This window comes from Exiguobacterium undae DSM 14481, from assembly GCF_000620805.1.
In the GTDB taxonomy this organism is placed as follows: domain Bacteria; phylum Bacillota; class Bacilli; order Exiguobacteriales; family Exiguobacteriaceae; genus Exiguobacterium_A; species Exiguobacterium_A undae.
In genome coordinates this window covers 1,890,285-1,907,866 of the sequence record NZ_KK211187.1, presented here as the reverse complement: position 1 = coordinate 1,907,866, position 17,582 = coordinate 1,890,285, and the positions used below count along the sequence as shown (strand labels likewise).

At 47.7% G+C, this 17,582-nt stretch carries 16 protein-coding genes; 8 read left to right on the top strand and 8 right to left on the bottom strand.

Annotated elements, in window-relative coordinates; genetic code table 11:
- The first annotated feature begins 48 nt into the window (after window positions 1-48).
- A complete protein-coding gene (locus tag P397_RS17345; RefSeq protein WP_051523998.1) occupies window positions 49-969 on the top strand; it encodes a hypothetical protein in 921 nt (306 codons plus the stop codon).
- 147 nt (window positions 970-1,116) lie between these two features.
- Here the strand turns inward: P397_RS17345 and P397_RS0110725 are convergent, their stop codons facing one another.
- The 4 genes from P397_RS0110725 to P397_RS0110710 all read right to left on the bottom strand — a co-directional run bounded on the left by P397_RS0110725 (window position 1,117) and on the right by P397_RS0110710 (window position 4,875).
- Window positions 1,117-1,986: a hypothetical protein gene (locus P397_RS0110725; protein ID WP_028106537.1), complete on the bottom strand. Its 870-nt coding sequence runs from the start codon at window positions 1,984-1,986 to the stop codon at window positions 1,117-1,119.
- Window positions 1,987-2,044: 58 nt separating this feature from the next.
- On the bottom strand, window positions 2,045-2,638 hold the full coding sequence (locus tag P397_RS0110720) for a DedA family protein (protein ID WP_028106536.1): 594 nt from the start codon (window positions 2,636-2,638) through the stop codon (window positions 2,045-2,047).
- 214 nt (window positions 2,639-2,852) lie between these two features.
- Complete coding sequence (locus P397_RS0110715) at window positions 2,853-4,175, bottom strand: Na+/H+ antiporter family protein (RefSeq protein ID WP_028106535.1); 1,323 nt, start codon at window positions 4,173-4,175, stop codon at window positions 2,853-2,855.
- A gap of 148 nt (window positions 4,176-4,323) precedes the next feature.
- A complete protein-coding gene (locus tag P397_RS0110710; RefSeq protein WP_026833269.1) occupies window positions 4,324-4,875 on the bottom strand; it encodes a beta-class carbonic anhydrase in 552 nt (183 codons plus the stop codon).
- Between the two features lie 333 nt (window positions 4,876-5,208).
- Between P397_RS0110710 and adhE the strand changes: the two genes are divergently transcribed.
- Window positions 5,209-7,803, top strand: coding sequence for a bifunctional acetaldehyde-CoA/alcohol dehydrogenase (gene adhE / locus P397_RS0110705; protein WP_028106534.1), 2,595 nt, complete (start codon window positions 5,209-5,211; stop codon window positions 7,801-7,803).
- 95 nt (window positions 7,804-7,898) lie between these two features.
- On the opposite strand, the gene P397_RS0110700 is transcribed toward adhE, so the two are convergent.
- Window positions 7,899-8,309, bottom strand: a complete 411-nt coding sequence (locus tag P397_RS0110700) for an Lrp/AsnC family transcriptional regulator (protein ID WP_028106533.1) — start codon at window positions 8,307-8,309, stop codon at window positions 7,899-7,901.
- Window positions 8,310-8,426: 117 nt separating this feature from the next.
- Between P397_RS0110700 and P397_RS0110695 the strand changes: the two genes are divergently transcribed.
- The 4 genes from P397_RS0110695 to P397_RS0110685 all read left to right on the top strand — a co-directional run bounded on the left by P397_RS0110695 (window position 8,427) and on the right by P397_RS0110685 (window position 11,052).
- Entirely contained in the window at window positions 8,427-9,185 is a 759-nt protein-coding gene (locus tag P397_RS0110695; RefSeq protein WP_028106532.1) for an MBL fold metallo-hydrolase, read from the top strand.
- Between the two features lie 48 nt (window positions 9,186-9,233).
- Window positions 9,234-10,118, top strand: a complete 885-nt coding sequence (locus tag P397_RS17340; protein ID WP_235184025.1) for an MFS transporter — start codon at window positions 9,234-9,236, stop codon at window positions 10,116-10,118.
- Window positions 10,115-10,360 carry an MFS transporter gene (locus P397_RS17635; RefSeq protein ID WP_051523991.1) on the top strand — a complete coding sequence of 82 codons (246 nt, stop codon included), beginning with the start codon at window positions 10,115-10,117 and terminating at the stop codon, window positions 10,358-10,360. The genes P397_RS17340 and P397_RS17635 overlap by 4 nt, the downstream gene beginning before the upstream one ends.
- A 128-nt stretch (window positions 10,361-10,488) precedes the next feature.
- A complete protein-coding gene (locus P397_RS0110685; protein WP_028106531.1) occupies window positions 10,489-11,052 on the top strand; it encodes a GNAT family N-acetyltransferase in 564 nt (187 codons plus the stop codon).
- A gap of 6 nt (window positions 11,053-11,058) precedes the next feature.
- On the opposite strand, the gene P397_RS0110680 is transcribed toward P397_RS0110685, so the two are convergent.
- From P397_RS0110680 to P397_RS0110670, 3 genes are read right to left on the bottom strand one after another with little or no spacing between them, the layout of a single operon-like run.
- Entirely contained in the window at window positions 11,059-11,553 is a 495-nt protein-coding gene (locus P397_RS0110680; RefSeq protein ID WP_028106530.1) for an SMI1/KNR4 family protein, read from the bottom strand.
- 4 nt (window positions 11,554-11,557) lie between these two features.
- Entirely contained in the window at window positions 11,558-12,007 is a 450-nt protein-coding gene (locus P397_RS0110675; protein WP_051523990.1) for a hypothetical protein, read from the bottom strand.
- Between the two features lie 17 nt (window positions 12,008-12,024).
- Window positions 12,025-13,065, bottom strand: coding sequence for a phosphotransferase (locus P397_RS0110670; protein ID WP_028106528.1), 1,041 nt, complete (start codon window positions 13,063-13,065; stop codon window positions 12,025-12,027).
- Between the two features lie 163 nt (window positions 13,066-13,228).
- On the opposite strand from P397_RS0110670, the gene P397_RS0110665 reads away from it, so the two are divergent.
- The gene (locus P397_RS0110665) at window positions 13,229-14,623 is read left to right on the top strand and encodes a hypothetical protein (RefSeq protein ID WP_028106527.1); all 1,395 of its coding nucleotides are present in this window, start codon (window positions 13,229-13,231) and stop codon (window positions 14,621-14,623) included.
- Between the two features lie 206 nt (window positions 14,624-14,829).
- The gene (locus P397_RS0110660; RefSeq protein ID WP_028106526.1) at window positions 14,830-17,547 is read left to right on the top strand and encodes a bifunctional 2',3'-cyclic-nucleotide 2'-phosphodiesterase/3'-nucleotidase; all 2,718 of its coding nucleotides are present in this window, start codon (window positions 14,830-14,832) and stop codon (window positions 17,545-17,547) included.
- Window positions 17,548-17,582: the final 35 nt, after the last annotated feature.

Genomic DNA, 17,582 nt, shown 5'->3' with positions numbered 1-17,582 from the left:
AAGCGATTTGCCGTTATCTTGATTGTGCTTGCCTTAGGAGGTCTATTCGTGTTCATGACCCGTCAGCAGGATCCTGTCATTCAACAGGTTGAAACCGTTTATATGAAAGAGGGTCTCATCCGGGCGTATGATCGGGAAGAGGCCCAGCGTCTTTCGGAAAGTTTGGGACAATATATGGTCTATCTCCTCGAAATCGGAGATGCTGATCGATTTGCAGAACAAGTCGACATTCTGCGCAAACAGTTTCTGGTCACTACAGAGGAAGGGGACTTCATTAAATGGGAGTTGACACCGAAAACAGCGACGAATGCAATCGTGGATGATTTTCGGATCAGTAATGCGTTGTTTGCCGCAGCCAAACGATTTGATGAACCTGACTACCAACAATTGAGTCGACGGATTGACGACGGAATCGTAGAACACATGAAAGTGTCTGGTGTCCCCATCGATTTTTATGATTGGAATCTGAAGATGCAAACGAATGAACTTCGTCTCAATTATCTCGATGCGACCGCTCTGAAAAGACTGAACTTGGTCGAACCGGTACAGGAAGTCCTTCAAGCGGCTCCTCGGTCCGGTCCTTTTTTCCATGAAATCTATCTTCCGGAAGACAAGCGATACAAAACGGCGGACGACAAAGAAGTCAACATGATTGATCAGGCCTTGATTGCAATCGTCTCCGAGGAATTGACCGGGCAACAAGATGAAGCATTTTATGCATTCATTGATCAAGAAATGAAGAAAGGGAAGCTGTATGCACGGTATGACCGCTCGACTGCATCTCCCCGATCCGATGACGAATCCAGTTCCGTCTATGCCTTATTGTTACCTTATGTCTCAGAAGAGGTGCAACGCAAAATGACGGAGCGGCTAGATCAGATTGATTTGACGGATGCTGCGACGACACATGTCTTTGATTATCTAAATGAAGCGATTGCGCGTGTCCAAACTTCGATGCCCAATAAATGATACCTCTTAACAAAAAAACAACCGGACTTTCTGTTCGACCTACAGATGAGATGGACGTAACCGTCAATTTCTACACAGAAGAGGGTGGCAGACTTAGAATCTGCCACCCTCTTCTTGTTTAAACGAAATCATTTGTTTGACGCGGGGTCACTCGGGGAGAAAGTCCTGAAATGTTCCGGCATACAAACGGGTTTCCGTCGACAGGACAATCCGGTCCTGGCGCATTTTGATTGTTCCTTGCAACGGTGTTCCTTTTTCCGACTCGAATTGAATCCGGGCTTGTTCCTCATAATGTTGACCCTCTCGTTTCAGCAGATAGGTCTGCTCATTATCGGTCGTGATCAGGTGATCGCCCTGAACGATAAAATCAGAAAAATGCCGTGCGGGAACGCTATAACTGGTTCCTGCACCATTTTCAAGATGAACGATCCGGTAATCCGGATGATAGAAAAACCAAGCATCGTCTGAAGCACAGACATTCAAAGCGTAACAATCGTCAATCGGATACTCTTTATTTTTGAAGACGACCTGTCCATGAGCATCAAATACAACGAGACCAAATGATCCGACTGAATTCGTCGCGGCATCGGCAAATACACCCTCATCAAAATAACTGACCCAAATCTGATCCTTTTCATCGACATGAACATTCTGAATGCCGTCATCGAGACAGTAGCTGTCCAGTAAGTGACCAGAGGTATCATAGATAAACGCATTGGGTAACCAAAGACCGTCGACATCGTCGTCGCACCGTGAGGCGACAAGCAAAATCCGACCGTCTGAAAACGAATCGACATAGCTGAAATCCGTTTCGGCCTGTGCGACAATCGTCGTCGTCCGCCATTGGTCGTGTAAGCGATGGACATGCAGGACGTCGCGGTGCCGTTTCGCATCATAGATTTCTTCGATCATCATGATCTGTCCTGAAATCGTCAATCCGGTCGCAATATGTTTTCCCGTTACTTGAGAGGCGGTGACACGGTCGAGGTGGATTTTTAATGTGTTGGAAGTATCCAAATGAAGTCGCTCCTTTTTAAAAACAGTCTGCCGCGGGGGACAGACTGCAAAACTTAAATTACGTTGTACGCTGACGTTTTTTGAGGGCTACATACACAATGATCATGACGACCGCCGCAATCAACACCCCGTTTGTATAGGGGGCAGCCACCTCTTTGATCGAGCGCCAGTTTGTTCCGAGCGTGTCTCCGAGATATAAAAATAAGATCGACCACGGGATGATTGCTAAAATCGTATAGACGGAAAACTTCGTCTGGTCCATCTTTGCGAGGCCGGCCGGAATAGAAATCGCATGACGGACGACCGGGATGAACCGGGCACCGAAGATGACACCTTGTCCATACTTGACGAACCAACGTTCTGCCAAATCAAGATGATGCTCCGTAATTAACAGGTACTTCCCGTATTTTAAAATCAGCGGTCTTCCACCGTAGCGGGCGAACCAGTATAAGAATAATTGCGAAAATAATCCGCCGATGACAGCGGCGACGATGGCGAGCGGCCAACCAATCGTTCCTTGAGAGATCATGAATCCTCCGTACGATAAAACGATTTCACTCGGAATGATTTCAATCATGAGACCCAGTGCAATCCCGAAATACCCGAGATCTGCCAGGTAAAGTAAGACATCATTAACAACTTGAGATAACACACGAAACACTCCTTCAGCTTCACTTCATTCCTTTATATTAGAGAAGAAAGACGGAAAATGGAAGAACAATTCATCAAACGGATTAAACAAATATGCCAGTCGCATCTTTAGAGTACACGTGTGCAAGCATCTCACAATGATTTGAGACAAACGACCTCTGGTCAAAAAAAGAACCAACGTCCGTCGAGACGTTGGTTCTTGGTTTTCTGACCGCTTACAAGACGACGGCAGCAATCGTTCCGAAAATCAACAGCGGAATGTTGTAATGCAGGAACGTCGGGATGACCGTTTCGCGCATGTGATCGTGTTGACCATCGGCATTTAATCCGCTTGTCGGACCGAGCGTCGAGTCGGAAGCCGGGCTACCGGCATCTCCGAGCGCACCGGCTGTTCCGATGATGGCAATCGTCGCTTCCAAGCTGAATCCATACTGCATGCAGAGCGGAACGAAGATGGCAGCGATGACCGGAACCGTCGAGAAGCTTGAGCCGATCCCCATCGTGACGAGGAGACCAATCAACAGCATGACGAAGGCGGCAACGAGTTGCGAATCCCCCATTAACGATTTGGAATTCTCGACAAGCGGATTGATGTCACCCGTCTCGCGCAGGACATTCGAGAATCCGTTTGCTGAAATCATGACGAAACCGATGAATGACATCATCCGCATACCGCGTGTGATGACGTCGTCTGCTTCACTGAAGCGGACAAGGCGAAGGACGAGGAACAAGACAAGTCCTGTCGTTGCCGCGATGATCATCGATTCGGTCGTCAGTTGGACAGCCAGTGTCGCGAGAACGACGAGTCCGCTGAGGAACAACTTCGTTTTCGTGATGACCGGAATCTCGTAATTGTCCGGTGCGATGTTGCGCATTTCGTACTCCCGCGGCTTGCGGTAGTTATAAAGACCAATCAACAGACCAACGAGCATTCCGAGTGCAGGAATCGCCATCGCTTGGATGACGGAAGCACCGGCGATATCCATTCCGTTATCTTCGATGTTCTTTAACAAAATCTGATTCAAGAAGATATCCCCGAATCCGACCGGCAAGAACATATACGGTGTGACGAGACCAAATGTCATGACGATTGCCATCAAACGACGGTCAATCTTCATTTCATTAAACAAGCCGAGTAACGGCGGAATGATGATCGGGATGAAGGCGATGTGGATCGGCAAGACGTTTTGTGAACTGATCGCCAGTAACAAAATCGCGAAGGTGATGAACCCTTTTAATTTTTTGACCGATGCGGCGTCAGCTGTTCGTTTTGAACGGGAGATTAAGGCGTGAGCCAATGCATCCGGCAAACCGGTTTTCGACAAGGCGACGGCGAACGCACCAAGCAAGGCATAGCTGAGGGCGATCTCTGCTCCGGCGCCTAGCCCGCCGGCAAAGGTTTCAATCGTTTTCGATAAACTGAGTCCACCGACGACTCCACCGACGATGGCACTCAGGACCATCGCGAGCACGATGTGGACGCGGAAGATGGCTAAAGCAAATAATAAAACAACGGCAATGATGACAGCATTAAACATTTTAAAACCACACTTTCTTTTGGTATCACTGTACTATACTAAAGTATCATACAGACCGTTCTTTTGACTGTCAAGAAAAAAACACAAAAAGGTATGACCGGCGTCAAATCGAGGCAGGTCATACCTTTCTTCTACATTAAAGAGCGATTCAGCAATCGACTTGATCGAGTTTTCCTGTTCCCGGATCGATGACGAGTCCGTGAACTTCCGTACCCGGTGGCAGCAATGGATGGTTTTTAATCAGTCCAACCGAGTGACCGACGTTTTCTTCGACGGATGTGAAACCGCGTAACCATTGCTTCAAGTCAACGCCGGAAGCATCCAGTGTGTGCAGGACTTGTTCGTTGATTCCACGGTCTTGCATCTCCGCAATCATCTTCGCCGGATCGATTGTACTCATGCCGCAGTCATGATGTCCGATGACAATGACTTCTTCCGCACCGAGGGCGTAGAGGGCGACGAGAATTGACCGCATGACGGATCCGAATGGATGGGACAGGACGGCCCCGGCATTTTTGATGATTTTGGCATCACCGTTTTTCAGACCAAGTGCGTGGGGAAGGAGCTCCGTCAAACGTGCATCCATACAGGTCAGAATCACAACCTTCTTATCCGGGAACTTATCCGAGATGAATGGTTCGTATTGTTTCTCTTCGACGAACTGTTGATTAAACGCAAGCATTTGATTAACGACTGACATGATACTTCCTCCTTTAAGACAAATGAATGATGGAACTAGTTCTAGCGTACACGATGAACGATTGGTCAGACAAGCAGATTCATGATTTGCTGTGACAGTTGTCACAGGGGCGGGACAAAAAAGCAAATCCTTGCGTCAGAACAGATGGATTCGTTGAAAACGCTCTCATACATGTGAAATAGTTCACAGGATGGTCATGCACAAATGGAGGAAAAGGCGGTATGATTGATTTGTGAAGGAAAGCACAAACTATTCAAAATCAGCTTGGCATTCCTAACATGCAGTAGGGAAATGCAGACTCAGATTCGTTCCAAAATAGGGAGGAAACCTAACATGGCTGTCAAAGAAAAAATCAAACAAGATGTCTCACCTGTCGAACAAGCAATCAACCAAATCGTCGCGAAAGGTCAAACGGCACTTCAAGAATTACTGACATTTGATCAAACGAAAATCGATACGATCGTCCGGGATATGGCACTCGCCGGTCTGGAACGTCACGTCGAACTGGCACGTCTCGCGGTCGAAGAGACAGGACGCGGTGTCTTTGAAGATAAAATGATCAAAAACATGTTCGCAACAGAATACATCTACAATAGTCTTCGAAACGAAAAAACGGTCGGGATTTTAGAAGAAGACGTCCAAAACGGAATCACCTACATCGCGGAACCGGTCGGTGTCGTCTGTGGCGTCACACCAGTGACGAATCCGACATCCACGACGATGTTCAAAGCGTTGATTGCGATCAAGACGCGTAACCCGATCGTCTTCGCCTTCCATCCGTCCGCGCAAAACTGTTCACTCGAAGCGGCGAAAACATTACGTGATGCGGCCGTCAAAGCGGGTGCACCAAAAGATTGTATCCAGTGGGTCGAACAACCGTCACTCGAAGCAACGAAAGTCTTGATGAATCACACCGATATCGCGATGGTCCTCGCGACAGGCGGAGCCGGCATGGTCAAATCGGCGTACTCGACCGGAAAACCAGCGCTTGGTGTCGGACCGGGTAACGTACCGTGTTACATCGAAAAAACAGCTAAAATCAAACGCGCCGTCAGTGATTTGGTTCTCTCAAAAACATTTGATAACGGAATGATTTGTGCGTCCGAGCAAGCGGTCATCGTCGATCAAGAGATTTATGCCGAAGTACGGGCAGAAATGGAAGCACTCGGTTGCTACTTCTGTACACCGGACGAGAAAAAACGTCTGGAGGCACTCGTCATCAAAACCGATACATGTGCCGTCAATGCGGACATCGTCGGGAAACCGGCGACTTGGATCGCAGCAAAAGCGGACATCAACGTTCCGAGTAACACCGTCATGCTGGTTGCGGAACTCGAAAAAGTCGGAGCGGAAGAGCCGTTGTCACACGAAAAATTAAGCCCTGTCCTAGGGGCATACAGTGTCGCCTCAACAAATGATGCCTTCCATGTCGCAGAACGCATGCTTGAAATCGGTGGACTTGGTCATACGGCCGTCATTCATACAACAAACGATGAGTTGATGACGGCATTTGGTCTCCGGATGAAAGCCTGCCGGATTCTCGTCAACAGTCCGTCAGCACACGGCGGAATCGGCGATCTCTACAACGAATTGACACCATCGCTGACACTCGGTTGCGGATCATACGGGAAAAACTCGGTTTCAGAAAACGTAACGGCGAAACATCTACTCAATGTCAAGAAGGTGGCGAGACGACGCGTGAACATGCAGTGGTTCAAAGTACCGGAAAAGATTTTCTTTGAAAAAAATTCGGTTCAATACTTGAAATCGATTCAAAATGTCTCACGGGCGTTGATCGTCACCGATCAATCGATGGTCGAGTTCGGTTATGCCGACAAAGTCATCCGTAACTTGCCGGCCGGCGTCAGCTACCGGATCTTTGACCAAGTCGAACCGGATCCATCCGTGACGACCGTTCAAGTCGGTGCCCAAGCAATGCGTGATTTTAAACCGGACTTGATTATCGCTCTCGGTGGCGGATCGGCGATGGATGCTGCGAAAGGCATGTGGTTATTCTACGAACAGCCAAACGAAACGTTCTCGAACCTCCGTCAAAAGTTCATGGATATCCGCAAACGGGCCTATAAATTCCCGGAACTCGGCAACAAAGCGAAGTTCGTCGCCATTCCGACAACTTCCGGTACGGGATCAGAAGTCACACCATTCACCGTCATCACCGACAAAGAGAAAAACGTCAAATACCCGATTGCTGACTATGCGTTGACACCAGACGTTGCCATCGTTGATCCGGAGTTCGTCATGACGGTGCCGGCCTCGATCACGGCGGATACAGGGATGGACGTCTTGACACACGCAACGGAAGCGTTCGTCTCTGTCCTTGCGAACGACTACACGGATGGACTGGCGTTAAAAGCAATCAAGATGATCTTTGAGTACTTGCCACGCGCTTACGATAACGGTTCAGACGCCGAAGCACGCGAAAAAGTCCACAATGCTTCAACGATGGCCGGAATGGCGTTTGCGAATGCCTTCCTCGGCATCAACCACTCAATCGCGCACAAAATCGGTGGGGAGTTCCACACACCACACGGTCGGACAAATGCGATTCTGATGCCGCACGTCATCCGCTACAATGCGACACGACCAACAAAACTGGCAGCCTTCCCGAAATACGAATCGTTTATTGCAGATGAACGGTATGCGGAGATCGCGCGTTACCTCGGTCTGCCGGCAGCAACGACGGAACAAGGCGTCGAATCGTTTATCCAAGCCGTCAGTGAGCTCGGACAACGCCTCAACATCAAAATGTCGTTTAAAGCCCAAGGCATCAAAAAAGCCGACTTTGAAGCGAAACTCGACAAGATGGCAGTCGACGCGTTTGAGGATCAATGTACAACGGCGAATCCGAAAATGCCGCTTGTGACGGAACTCCGTCAAATCATGGAATTTGCTTACGAAGGTATCTAATAGAGAAAAAAATACCATGGCAATTGAAAAGAGCCTTGCTTCCGGTTAACGGAGGCAAGGCTTTCGTGCGTTCATAATCGTGAAGTAACGTTCACTTATTTGTTAATCACAATCGATAACTGATAATTCACATGCTCATTTAATTCCGTTAAAAACGAATCTAACTCCTGATTTGATGGAAAACGACACTCCAAAAGATAACAACTGTCTCCACTGATTTTATAATTATTCAGAACGTATAACGGATGTTTTTTGAGAAACGAGAGATATGGCTGGTGATGGGTATCTTTCGTATAGATACTGATCATCGCATGAATCGTATAACCCATCTTTACAGGGTTGAGAAGAATCGTATACCCTTCGACGATGCCTTGCTCTTCTAATTTCAAGACCCGTGCGGATGTCGCAGGACCGCTTAAATGAATTTTTTGACCTAATTCTTTCATCGTAATCCGGCTGTTCTGAGACAGTTCGTCGATGATTTGTAAGTCCGTCTGATCCAACACGCTTTCAAATCCCTTCATAAGTAAAGTAAAACGGCAAAAACACCTTCAGTAAGCTCTGTATCGGGAGGATGTTCAAATTATATACTAGGCTCCTAACAACGAAAAGGAGTGGTACACATGAACATCCAACATATCCGCAATGCAACGTTAAAAGTAGACTATGCCGGCAAAACGTTTTTGATTGACCCGTTTTTAGCAAATAAGGGAGCCTATCCGGCATTTCCGAATTCGGCACGACAAGATCAAAAAAATCCGTTAAACGACTTGCCGGTTTCACTTGACTCTATTATTGATGCAGATGCGGTCATTGTCACACATTTGCACCTCGATCATTGGGACGACGTGGCGAAAGAAGTACTATCAAAAGACATGCCGTTGTTCACTCAGAATGAACAGGATGCCCAAGAAATCAGAAACAGCGGCTTCCAAAACGTCGAAGTGTTACAAGAAGATACCGTTTTTGAAGGGATTCAATTGATTAAAACAAAAGGTGAACATGGCAGAGGACCCATTTTGGAAATCGCCGGTTCGGTATGCGGAGTCGTCTTTAAACATGAGGATGAAAAAACAGTATACATCGCTGGCGATACGGTCTGGTATGAAGAAGTGGAGAAAGTGATCAAGCAGCATCAACCGGAAGTCATCGTCGTCAACGCGGGCGATAACCAGTTTGTTGAAGGTGGATCACTGGTGATGGGAGCGGAAGACGTCTTAGCTGTCCATCAGGCAGCTCCAGCGGCTATGATTTTATCCGTGCATATGGAAGCTGTGAATCACTGGGCATTGTCTCGGACAGATTTAAGAACGTTTGCCGATGAACATCACTTTTCTTCTCAACTGATCGTGCCGGAAGATGGCGAGCGTTTTGTGTTTTAAGTTTAACTGGAGTTGCCGTGATTTTTGGAGGCACTCATCTTGAAGCAGATGGAGAAACGGTCTTTATGGACAAAAGAATTCATGATGTTATCAAGTATTAACTTTTTCTTGATTTTTATGTATTTGTTGCTAAATTCCATCATCACACTGTATGCACTTAATGAATTGGGTACGACGACTGGTCAGGCGGGGGTAGTCGCAGGTATTTTTATCATCGGTGCGTTGGTGGGGCGTCTCGTGACAGGGATGCTTTTGTCGAAAGTGAACGGTCAGTCCTTGTTACGCTTTGGATTACTGTTCTTTGCCCTGACGATGGCTCTCTATATTTTGGATTTTGGATTTGTTTTTTTTGCCTTAACCCGTTTATTAAATGGTTTTGCGATGGGGATTGCAACAACTATCATCGGAACGATCGTCGTCTTGACAATTCCGGAAGAAAGAAGCGGAGAGGGCATCGGCTACTTTGCAGTAAGTACAGCGTTGGCCACCGGAATCGGTCCGTTCGTTGGACTGTTTTTGATGCCCCGGACAGGGTTTACGACAATCTTTATATTCTGTTTGCTGCTGGCAGTCCTGAGTATGATGTGTGGATGGTTCCTTTCGGTTCCATCGAAGAAAATAAATACTCCGACTTCGTATTTGAAGTGGACGCATATGTTTGAACGAAAAGCATTACCCATCAGCTTGCTTATTTTAGTAATGACTTTTTGTTTTTCCAGTATTCTCTCGTATATCAGCTTGTTTGCCATCGAGCGTAACCTAATTACTGCTGCCAGTTATTTCTTTATCGTCTACACACTGACGGTTTTGGTTTCACGTCCTGTCACGGGACGTTTGATGGATCAGCGTGGACCCGACGTGGTCATGTATCCCGCCTTTCTCCTGTTTGCCGTCGAACTGATGCCGTTGTCTTTCTATTCGCTAGCCTGTTGATTGGACTCGGATTCGGCAATCTCTCTTCGATCAGCCAGACGATGGCTGTGAAAGCTGTCCCGCGCGAAGGAAAAGCACGTGCAACGGCGACGTTTCTTATTTTTTTTGATATCGGAAATGGACTCGGTCCGGTTGTACTCGGCTTGATGTTGCCGGTTATTGGATACACCGTCATGTATGTACTGCTTGGAATCATCGTGCTGTTGACGATTCTTCTTTACCGACGTTTCTCTCTGCGATGAATGGGACATAGTACGCACGTCATGCAAAAAACGAAATTCAAAAAAACAACTAAAAACTCAATGTGGTCGGGGAAGACTTTTGTTCTTCGACCGGATTGAGTTTTCTTTTTATCAAAGGAGTAGTGAACATGTTTTTGGAAACGGAACACTTGACGAAAGACCATCGGGATATCGACCGGGTAAATCAATTATACCTGGAAGCATTCCCGGATCATGAACGGATGCCGATGAACATATTGTTAAGAAAAGCCAAAAAGCGCTCTGTGGATTTTTGGGCGCTGTATGATCAAAACATTTTTGTTGGTTTTACCTATTTGATCACGCATCAAGATTTAACCTACGTTTTGTATGTTGCTGTTGACGGTCAGGCAAGATCAAGCGGCTACGGGAGTCAACTCTTAAAGAAGATTGAAGAACACCGGCCGGGAAATCGTATAATATTAAACATCGAGAATCTGGATGAGAGTGCTGAAAATTATCAACAACGGGTGACACGGAAAAGGTTCTATGTGCGGAACGGCTATCGAGATTCCGGTCTGGTGTATGAAGACCGATGGGCAAAATATGAAGTACTCTTGAACGGAACGGCCGTAGAAACACATGAGTTTTATCGGTTGCTGCGAAAGTTTGCGGGAAACCTGCTATTCCTTCTCTTTAAACCGCGTATTACAAAAACAAATTTGAATCGTTAAACAGTATTACCGAAACCAGTCCCAATACATCGTCCCTTGCGCAACAATCAGATAATCAAGCCACTTATCGAAGGAGAACGGGAGCCGTTCGAAGTCAGGATCTTCGTACGTCAGGAATTCACCGGTCCAGATCCGATTGTCGCCTTCACTGATCGATTCGCAAACGAGCCATTCGCCGTCAGGTCCGGCACCAATCGGGATGAAGCCCGGTGGACATTCCCAAATCGGGAGGTACGTCAAAATAGCATCAATCGAAAATAACTCGAAACCCCCGCCGCCGTCCGGCGTGAAATAAAGACGGGCACCATTATGAACACTTAAAAAATGTACGATTTCTTTTGGTGTGTCTTTTGGGAGTCGAGCCAATTCTTCAGGGCTGGCGCCTGAGTGGAATGTGAACGATTCGACCTCGACATATCCTTCTTCCTTTTGCACTTCGAGCTGACCGTTGATTAAACGTGCCTGTAAGTGAAGTAATGTTTCCATCCCTGCCTGATGCATGTGTTTATTTCATCCCCTTCAAAAAGTCTTTTGCGACTCGATTCTTCGGTTCCATCCGTAAGATTTCATTCGCCACAGTAAGGGCTTCCTGTTTTGGTGTGACTCGATCGGGCACTTCCGCTAAGAACAACAAATACTCCAGGAAAGCGACGTCTTGACGATGGGTCAGGGCGACTATTCGCTGAACATGGTCATACGCTCGGTAGTAGGCGCGGTCATAATGACAAAAAGGATGGATCAATAGACCAAACGCTAACTCGTGCAGTTTGACTGTTTCTTTTTGTTCAATCAGATAACAGACGAACTGATACAAAATGTCTGTCTCGTGATCAAAGGCGTCCCCGATGAATTCATCACTGATTTCATCGATGTCATACGTCTCAAATAAGATTTTTGCCTTGCTGAATTGATTCATTTTAATCAGTGTCATGAGGTAAGTGTAATCGATGGACATTTAAATCCAGCTCCTTACTAAAAAGTACTAATCGTGTTCTTTTGACTGTCACGCCACAACTTTCTAATCACCGGACAAAGCGCTTCGTAGTCTTTGAGCGCTTTTAACGTCTCAAGCACCTGTTGAACGGCAACTTGTTGCTCCTTTTTTTCAGTTACGGGTTCAAGGTGAAGAGCTTTGGACAGACTATAAGCAAGCCATCCGAGTTTACTCGCGTATCCAGCGGACAGAGCGGGCTCAAGAGGATAGTCAAGTCGACCGCCTGCCGCATGATACCCTTTGACGAATACCTCGAAATGGTCTCGTCGCACACGATTTTGCTCATCGAGCGACCAATAAAGGACCGTTTCTAAAAAATCGTGCATCGGATGAATCGGACCGGCTGATTCCCAGTCGATGAGAATCGGTGCGCCGGACTTCCACAACACGTTTTTGGCATCCAAATCGCGATGACTGAGGACAGAAGTTCCCCGCCATTGTTTTAGGGCAGAAGACGCTTCGCTGTCCCAACGTTTGATTCGTTTTAAATCCGACAAGTAAGGTTCTAGCACCTTTTGTTCTTGCTGACGGATTTTTTCTGCGAATGTGTCCCATGGTACCGGAGACTCTGGTGATGCAGCGGTTTGGTGAACCTTCAGCGAGGACAGGTCCGCAGCGTGGATCTGCGCCAACTGTTCGCCGATCAGTTCAGCGTGGCTCGCTGTGACTTGGTGAATCGGCAACGTCGACCCGTCCACCCACGGGAAGACAAGATAATAGTGTGTGCCGATTTGTTGCAAGGCAGATCCATCGATCGTCAAGGCAGGCAGAGCGGACACTTTGCCTGCTAGAGCGTTGACAATCCGTTCCGAATCGATGAAGTTTTGCCGTGCAGTCGGACGAGAAAGGATGGATGGATTCAGCAACTTTACTGCATATGTCCCGGTCGTTGTCTGAATTTGATTCATCTGATGCAGGAGACCACCGGACAGTACTGTCGGTTCCGTAAGCAGCTGACCAAGTTTTGATTGTCTGCTGATGTTCTCAAAGAGTGTTTGATTTGCTTCTGTTGTCGTCACGTCGTTCCTCCTCATGGAATCAAAATCCCTCTTCCATACAGTTTTGGTTATAATTAGAGTATATCGTACAGAAATGACCAGAAGTCATTGAAATTAGGCGACCGGCGTTTCTGAACGGCATAGAACAGGAATAATCAAACAAAGGAAAAGGAGGGATTAGAGGATGGAGCAACGACAAGAGCGGCGCAACCGGCGCTTTTCGATTATGGATCTCGCGTTCGGGATTGGATTTGGTCTAATTTTCTTTGCCGTCTTATATGGTCTGATGTCACTCGTGACCGGACAAATCGAATCCTCGGGTGATTACCAGTCGCTCGTCGAGCAAATGCAGGATGCAGGCGTCACCTGGGGCAGCAGCGACGTGACGGTCACGCTGATGCTGTTATTCGTCGGCGGACTGGACGTGACGATGCCGGGTGCCGTCCGGGAAGCAATCATCAATCAAGTGCTCGGGGCGAGTTCGGCCGGAGATGTGTTGTCGATTTTTGGGATCGATTTGAATCAAGTCTTGTCCCCGCTGACGTTCGACGCCACCTATGGATCATTGTTGTTGTCGGTGTTTGGGATCGTATTTGTTTTTATTCTCTTTTTAATGATGCGGATCAAAGCAAACCAGCTTGGATGGACAGTCCGATCTGTCAGTTTTTTAGTGACGACATGGATTGGTTGGTTCTTTCTTGTCCAGCGCAGTGAATCGATTTCCTTTTTATCGTTCCAAGGCGGTGTATTGACACAAGGTTTGCTGGCACTTGGGATCGTAATCGGTTTAAGTTATCTGGCGCTCTATCCGCAAGGGTTATCCGGTTTGTCGGCGGCAGCCCGGGGCAGCCTGCTCGTATTGGTATTTGCGAGTTGTCTCCAGCTGTATCTCGTCGTGACGGATGAAACCAAATACAACGGAGATTCGATGCTTCGGACGGCCTTGACGGTCGCGAGTCTCGATGCCGGAAGCGGCGGTATGTACGACTTGTTGCACGGCGGACAAATTTCCTATAAAGCAAATGTTCTAGGAGCAGACGTCGACGTACCGGTGACGATGCTGAACGGGGAGACATCGACCGGGAAATTAAATCAATCGATTGAGGATGTCCTGGCAGAAGTGGACACTGATCGGGTGACGGAACAGCTGTTGACGATTCTCGGGGGCGAACGACCTGATTTGTCGGATACCCAGTTGAATCTTGAACCGGTTGATTACGGCATTGCCCGCCAGACGATTCAGGCACTCGATGCGGAATCAGCCGGATTCGTACCGGAGCCGATTGACTCGGAAAGTGCTTACTGGATTTTGATTCTGATTCCGTTTGTTCTGTATCTGCTCGTCAGTATCCGTGCGTTCCGGACGATTCTTGATCCGATCGTCTTTGCAGTTTTAGTCGGCGTGACGAGTTTCCTTGTCGCTCAAGCGACGACGGCAAACTTTACCGTTGCTTGGCGGAATGAAGCCTTACTGCAGTTTGCGCAGCAACCGGTTGGACTGACACCGCTCTATGCAGCCGGCATGGCCTTGCTGGCGGGATTAATCGGTTTTGTCATTAAACGAAAACCCACTTCATGAACGTTAAAAACGTCGAACGACCGTAACAAGGTCGTCCGGCGTTTTTTTTGGAATGTAAAGTCAATTCAAAGTTTGTAAAGCCAGTATTTGGTATTAGTTAAGTAGGTTAAATAAGACGGATGTCCGACCTATTCAAAGATGCTATAAGCTACAATGAAAGCGTGTTAAATTAGTTGAGCAGTCATTTATACTTAGGGGGAAATCAGATGAAAAAAGTCACGAAAATTATCATTGCCAGCACGTTGATCGCACCGATGCTTGCGCCCGTCATTCAAGTCAAGACACTCGCCGCCGACAACAGCGTCGTCAAACTTCGTTTTTTAGAGACCACTGATTTACATACAAACTCAATGAACTATGATTATTTTAAAGATGCGCAGGATGAGTCGATTGGTCTCGTCAAGGCGGCGACTGTCATCAAACAAGAGCAGAATGTCGTCGGGGAATCAAACAGCTTCCTGTTTGATAACGGGGATACCCTCCAAGGAACACCGTTTGGCGATTATGTCAAAAATCAATATGATCAAGGCAACAAAGGCAAACACCCGATGTATGAGCTGATGGAATATCTCGGTTATGACGCCGTCACTCTCGGAAATCACGAGTTCAACTTCGGACTCGACTTCTTGAAAAACGCGATGAGTGCGTCTAAAGGCGAAATCAAGTTCGTAAACTCGAACGTCCTTGATGCGGTCACGAAAAAGCCGATCGTCTCAGATTACAATGAAGACGGCAAAGATTATCAAATCATCGAACGCCAAGTCAAGGACCAGAACGGTCAGATGAAGACGGTCAAGGTGGGTGTCTTCGGAGTCGTCACACCACAGATCATGGCGTGGGATGCCGGCAACCTGACCGGGAAAGTCACGGCCGAAGATATCATTCCGACGGCCAAAGCAACAGCGAAGAAATTAAAAGACGCCGGTGCAGACGTCGTCGTCGCACTCGGACATACGGGAATCGGGGATACGACGGATCAAAAAGACGGCGACGAGAACGTCGGTTATGCACTGACGAAAATCGCCGACATCGATGTTTTGATGACCGGTCACCAGCACGGGAAATTCCCGGCAACAGACTCTGCATTTAATAAATTACCGAACGTCGATGCAGCGAACGGTCTCATCAACGGCAAACCGGTCGTCATGGCGAACACGCAAGGGAAAAACGTCGGCGTGATCGATCTGCAATTAAAACAAGACGGCGACAAATGGGTCGTGGATACATCGGCTGCGAAACTGGCCGACGTCACGAAAGACACGACGGCAGATGCCGGTGCCGTCAAGTTGATCGAAAAAGCGCATGAAGGAACACTCGCCTATATCCGTCAACAAGTCGGAACGATCAACGACGACATCCAAAGCTTCTTTGCTCTCGTTCAAGATGACGATTCGGTCCAGTTCGTCACGAACGCGCAAAAATGGTACGTCGAGAAACAGTTACAAGAAAACGCGGATCTCGCACAATATAAAGATTTACCGCTCCTGTCTGCCGGCGCACCGTTTAAGACAGGCGGCCGGAACCAAGTCAACGCCTCAGACTATACATTGATCAAAAAAGGACCAATCGCACTGAAAAACGTCGCCGATCTTTACGTCTATCCGAACACACTCGAAGTCGTCAAAGTCACGGGAGCTGACGTCAAGAACTGGCTCGAGATGTCGGCCGGTCAATTCAACGAAGTGACGGATGCGAAAACAGACTTGCTGAACAAAGAGTTCCGCAGTTACAACTTCGATATCCTCGACGGCTTGACGTACGAAATCGACATCACGAAACCGGCGAAGTACGACTTTAACGGGGTTCTCGTCAAAGAAGACGCCAATCGTGTCCAAAACATCAAGTACCAAGGCAAGGCCATCACGGACGAGCAAGAATTCCTTGTCGCAACCAACAACTACCGTGCCGGCAGTGCCAGCTTCCCGGGTCTTGGTGGCGGAAAGAACATCGTCTACAAATCGGCTTACGAGACACGTAACGTCATCTCGGACTTCATCAAAGCGAAACAACCGGTTGATTATCAAGCAGATGACAACTGGTCACTCGTCGCAAGCAAACCGTTGACGGTCAACTTTGATTCTGCGGAAGCGGCTGCACCGTACACGAAACGTTACGAAGGCATCACGAACACAGGCGTCAAACGGGCGGGCGAAACGGGGACATTCTTGACGTTTAACATGAACGTTCCGATGAAAAACTTCAACGTCAGTGTCAGCAGCGTTAAGCCGGGCGCAAAAGTCGTCACGGGAACAGCTGTTGCGGGTGCAAAAGTCACGGTCAAACGCGGTACATCGGTCCTTGGAACGGCGACTGCGGATGAAACCGGCAAGTATGCCGTCACGGTGCGTCCGGTTAAACTCCGTGACAAACTGACGGTCGTTTCAGAACTCGGTTTCATGAAAACTGAAAAAACGATCACGGTCGGCACGGGTGTCGTCGCGACACCGGCGATCGATAAAAAGTCAGCTGTTTACGGTTCAACGGTCCTGACAGGTAAAGCGACTGACGGTCTGGATGTGACGCTGTATAAAGGTTCAACGAAGATCGCCAAAGCGAAAACAACAGCAAGCGGCTTTAAGATTCCAGTCAAAGACGGTTTGATGACAGGCACGTATACCGTTAAGTCGACGGATATCTCAAACAAGATCACGAAAAAAGCGTCGTTTACGATCAAAAACACATATCCGGTTAAAAAATGGACCGGTAAAAAGACTTTGACGGGGAAAGTTGAAAAACGTCAAATCGTTCGTCTGTTCCAAAAAACGGACAACGGCTATCAATTGATCGCGCAGGACGTTGCCGATAACCACGGCAACTACGTCTTGAAGATGCGGACCGGACTTGCGACGGGTTCATACAAGATGAACATCTATACGGCATCCGACCGTCTCGATCAATCGCGTTACTTCATCACGAAAAAATAAGCAACGAAACGACTTCTCAGCTGAGGAGTCGTTTT

Excerpts from the sequence above, each read along its gene's own strand:
- P397_RS0110715 (WP_028106535.1), bottom strand. The coding sequence starts at position 4,175 with ATGTTTAATGCTGTCATCATTGCCGTTGTTTTATTATTTGCTTTAGCC.
- P397_RS0110710 (WP_026833269.1), bottom strand. The coding sequence starts at position 4,875 with ATGTCAGTCGTTAATCAAATGCTTGCGTTTAATCAACAGTTCGTCGAA.
- adhE (WP_028106534.1), top strand. The coding sequence starts at position 5,209 with ATGGCTGTCAAAGAAAAAATCAAACAAGATGTCTCACCTGTCGAACAA.
- P397_RS0110695 (WP_028106532.1), top strand. The coding sequence starts at position 8,427 with ATGAACATCCAACATATCCGCAATGCAACGTTAAAAGTAGACTATGCC.
- P397_RS17340 (WP_235184025.1), top strand. The coding sequence starts at position 9,234 with ATGGAGAAACGGTCTTTATGGACAAAAGAATTCATGATGTTATCAAGT.
- P397_RS0110685 (WP_028106531.1), top strand. The coding sequence starts at position 10,489 with ATGTTTTTGGAAACGGAACACTTGACGAAAGACCATCGGGATATCGAC.
- P397_RS0110680 (WP_028106530.1), bottom strand. The coding sequence starts at position 11,553 with ATGCATCAGGCAGGGATGGAAACATTACTTCACTTACAGGCACGTTTA.
- P397_RS0110675 (WP_051523990.1), bottom strand. The coding sequence starts at position 12,007 with ATGTCCATCGATTACACTTACCTCATGACACTGATTAAAATGAATCAA.
- P397_RS0110665 (WP_028106527.1), top strand. The coding sequence starts at position 13,229 with ATGGAGCAACGACAAGAGCGGCGCAACCGGCGCTTTTCGATTATGGAT.
- P397_RS0110660 (WP_028106526.1), top strand. The coding sequence starts at position 14,830 with ATGAAAAAAGTCACGAAAATTATCATTGCCAGCACGTTGATCGCACCG.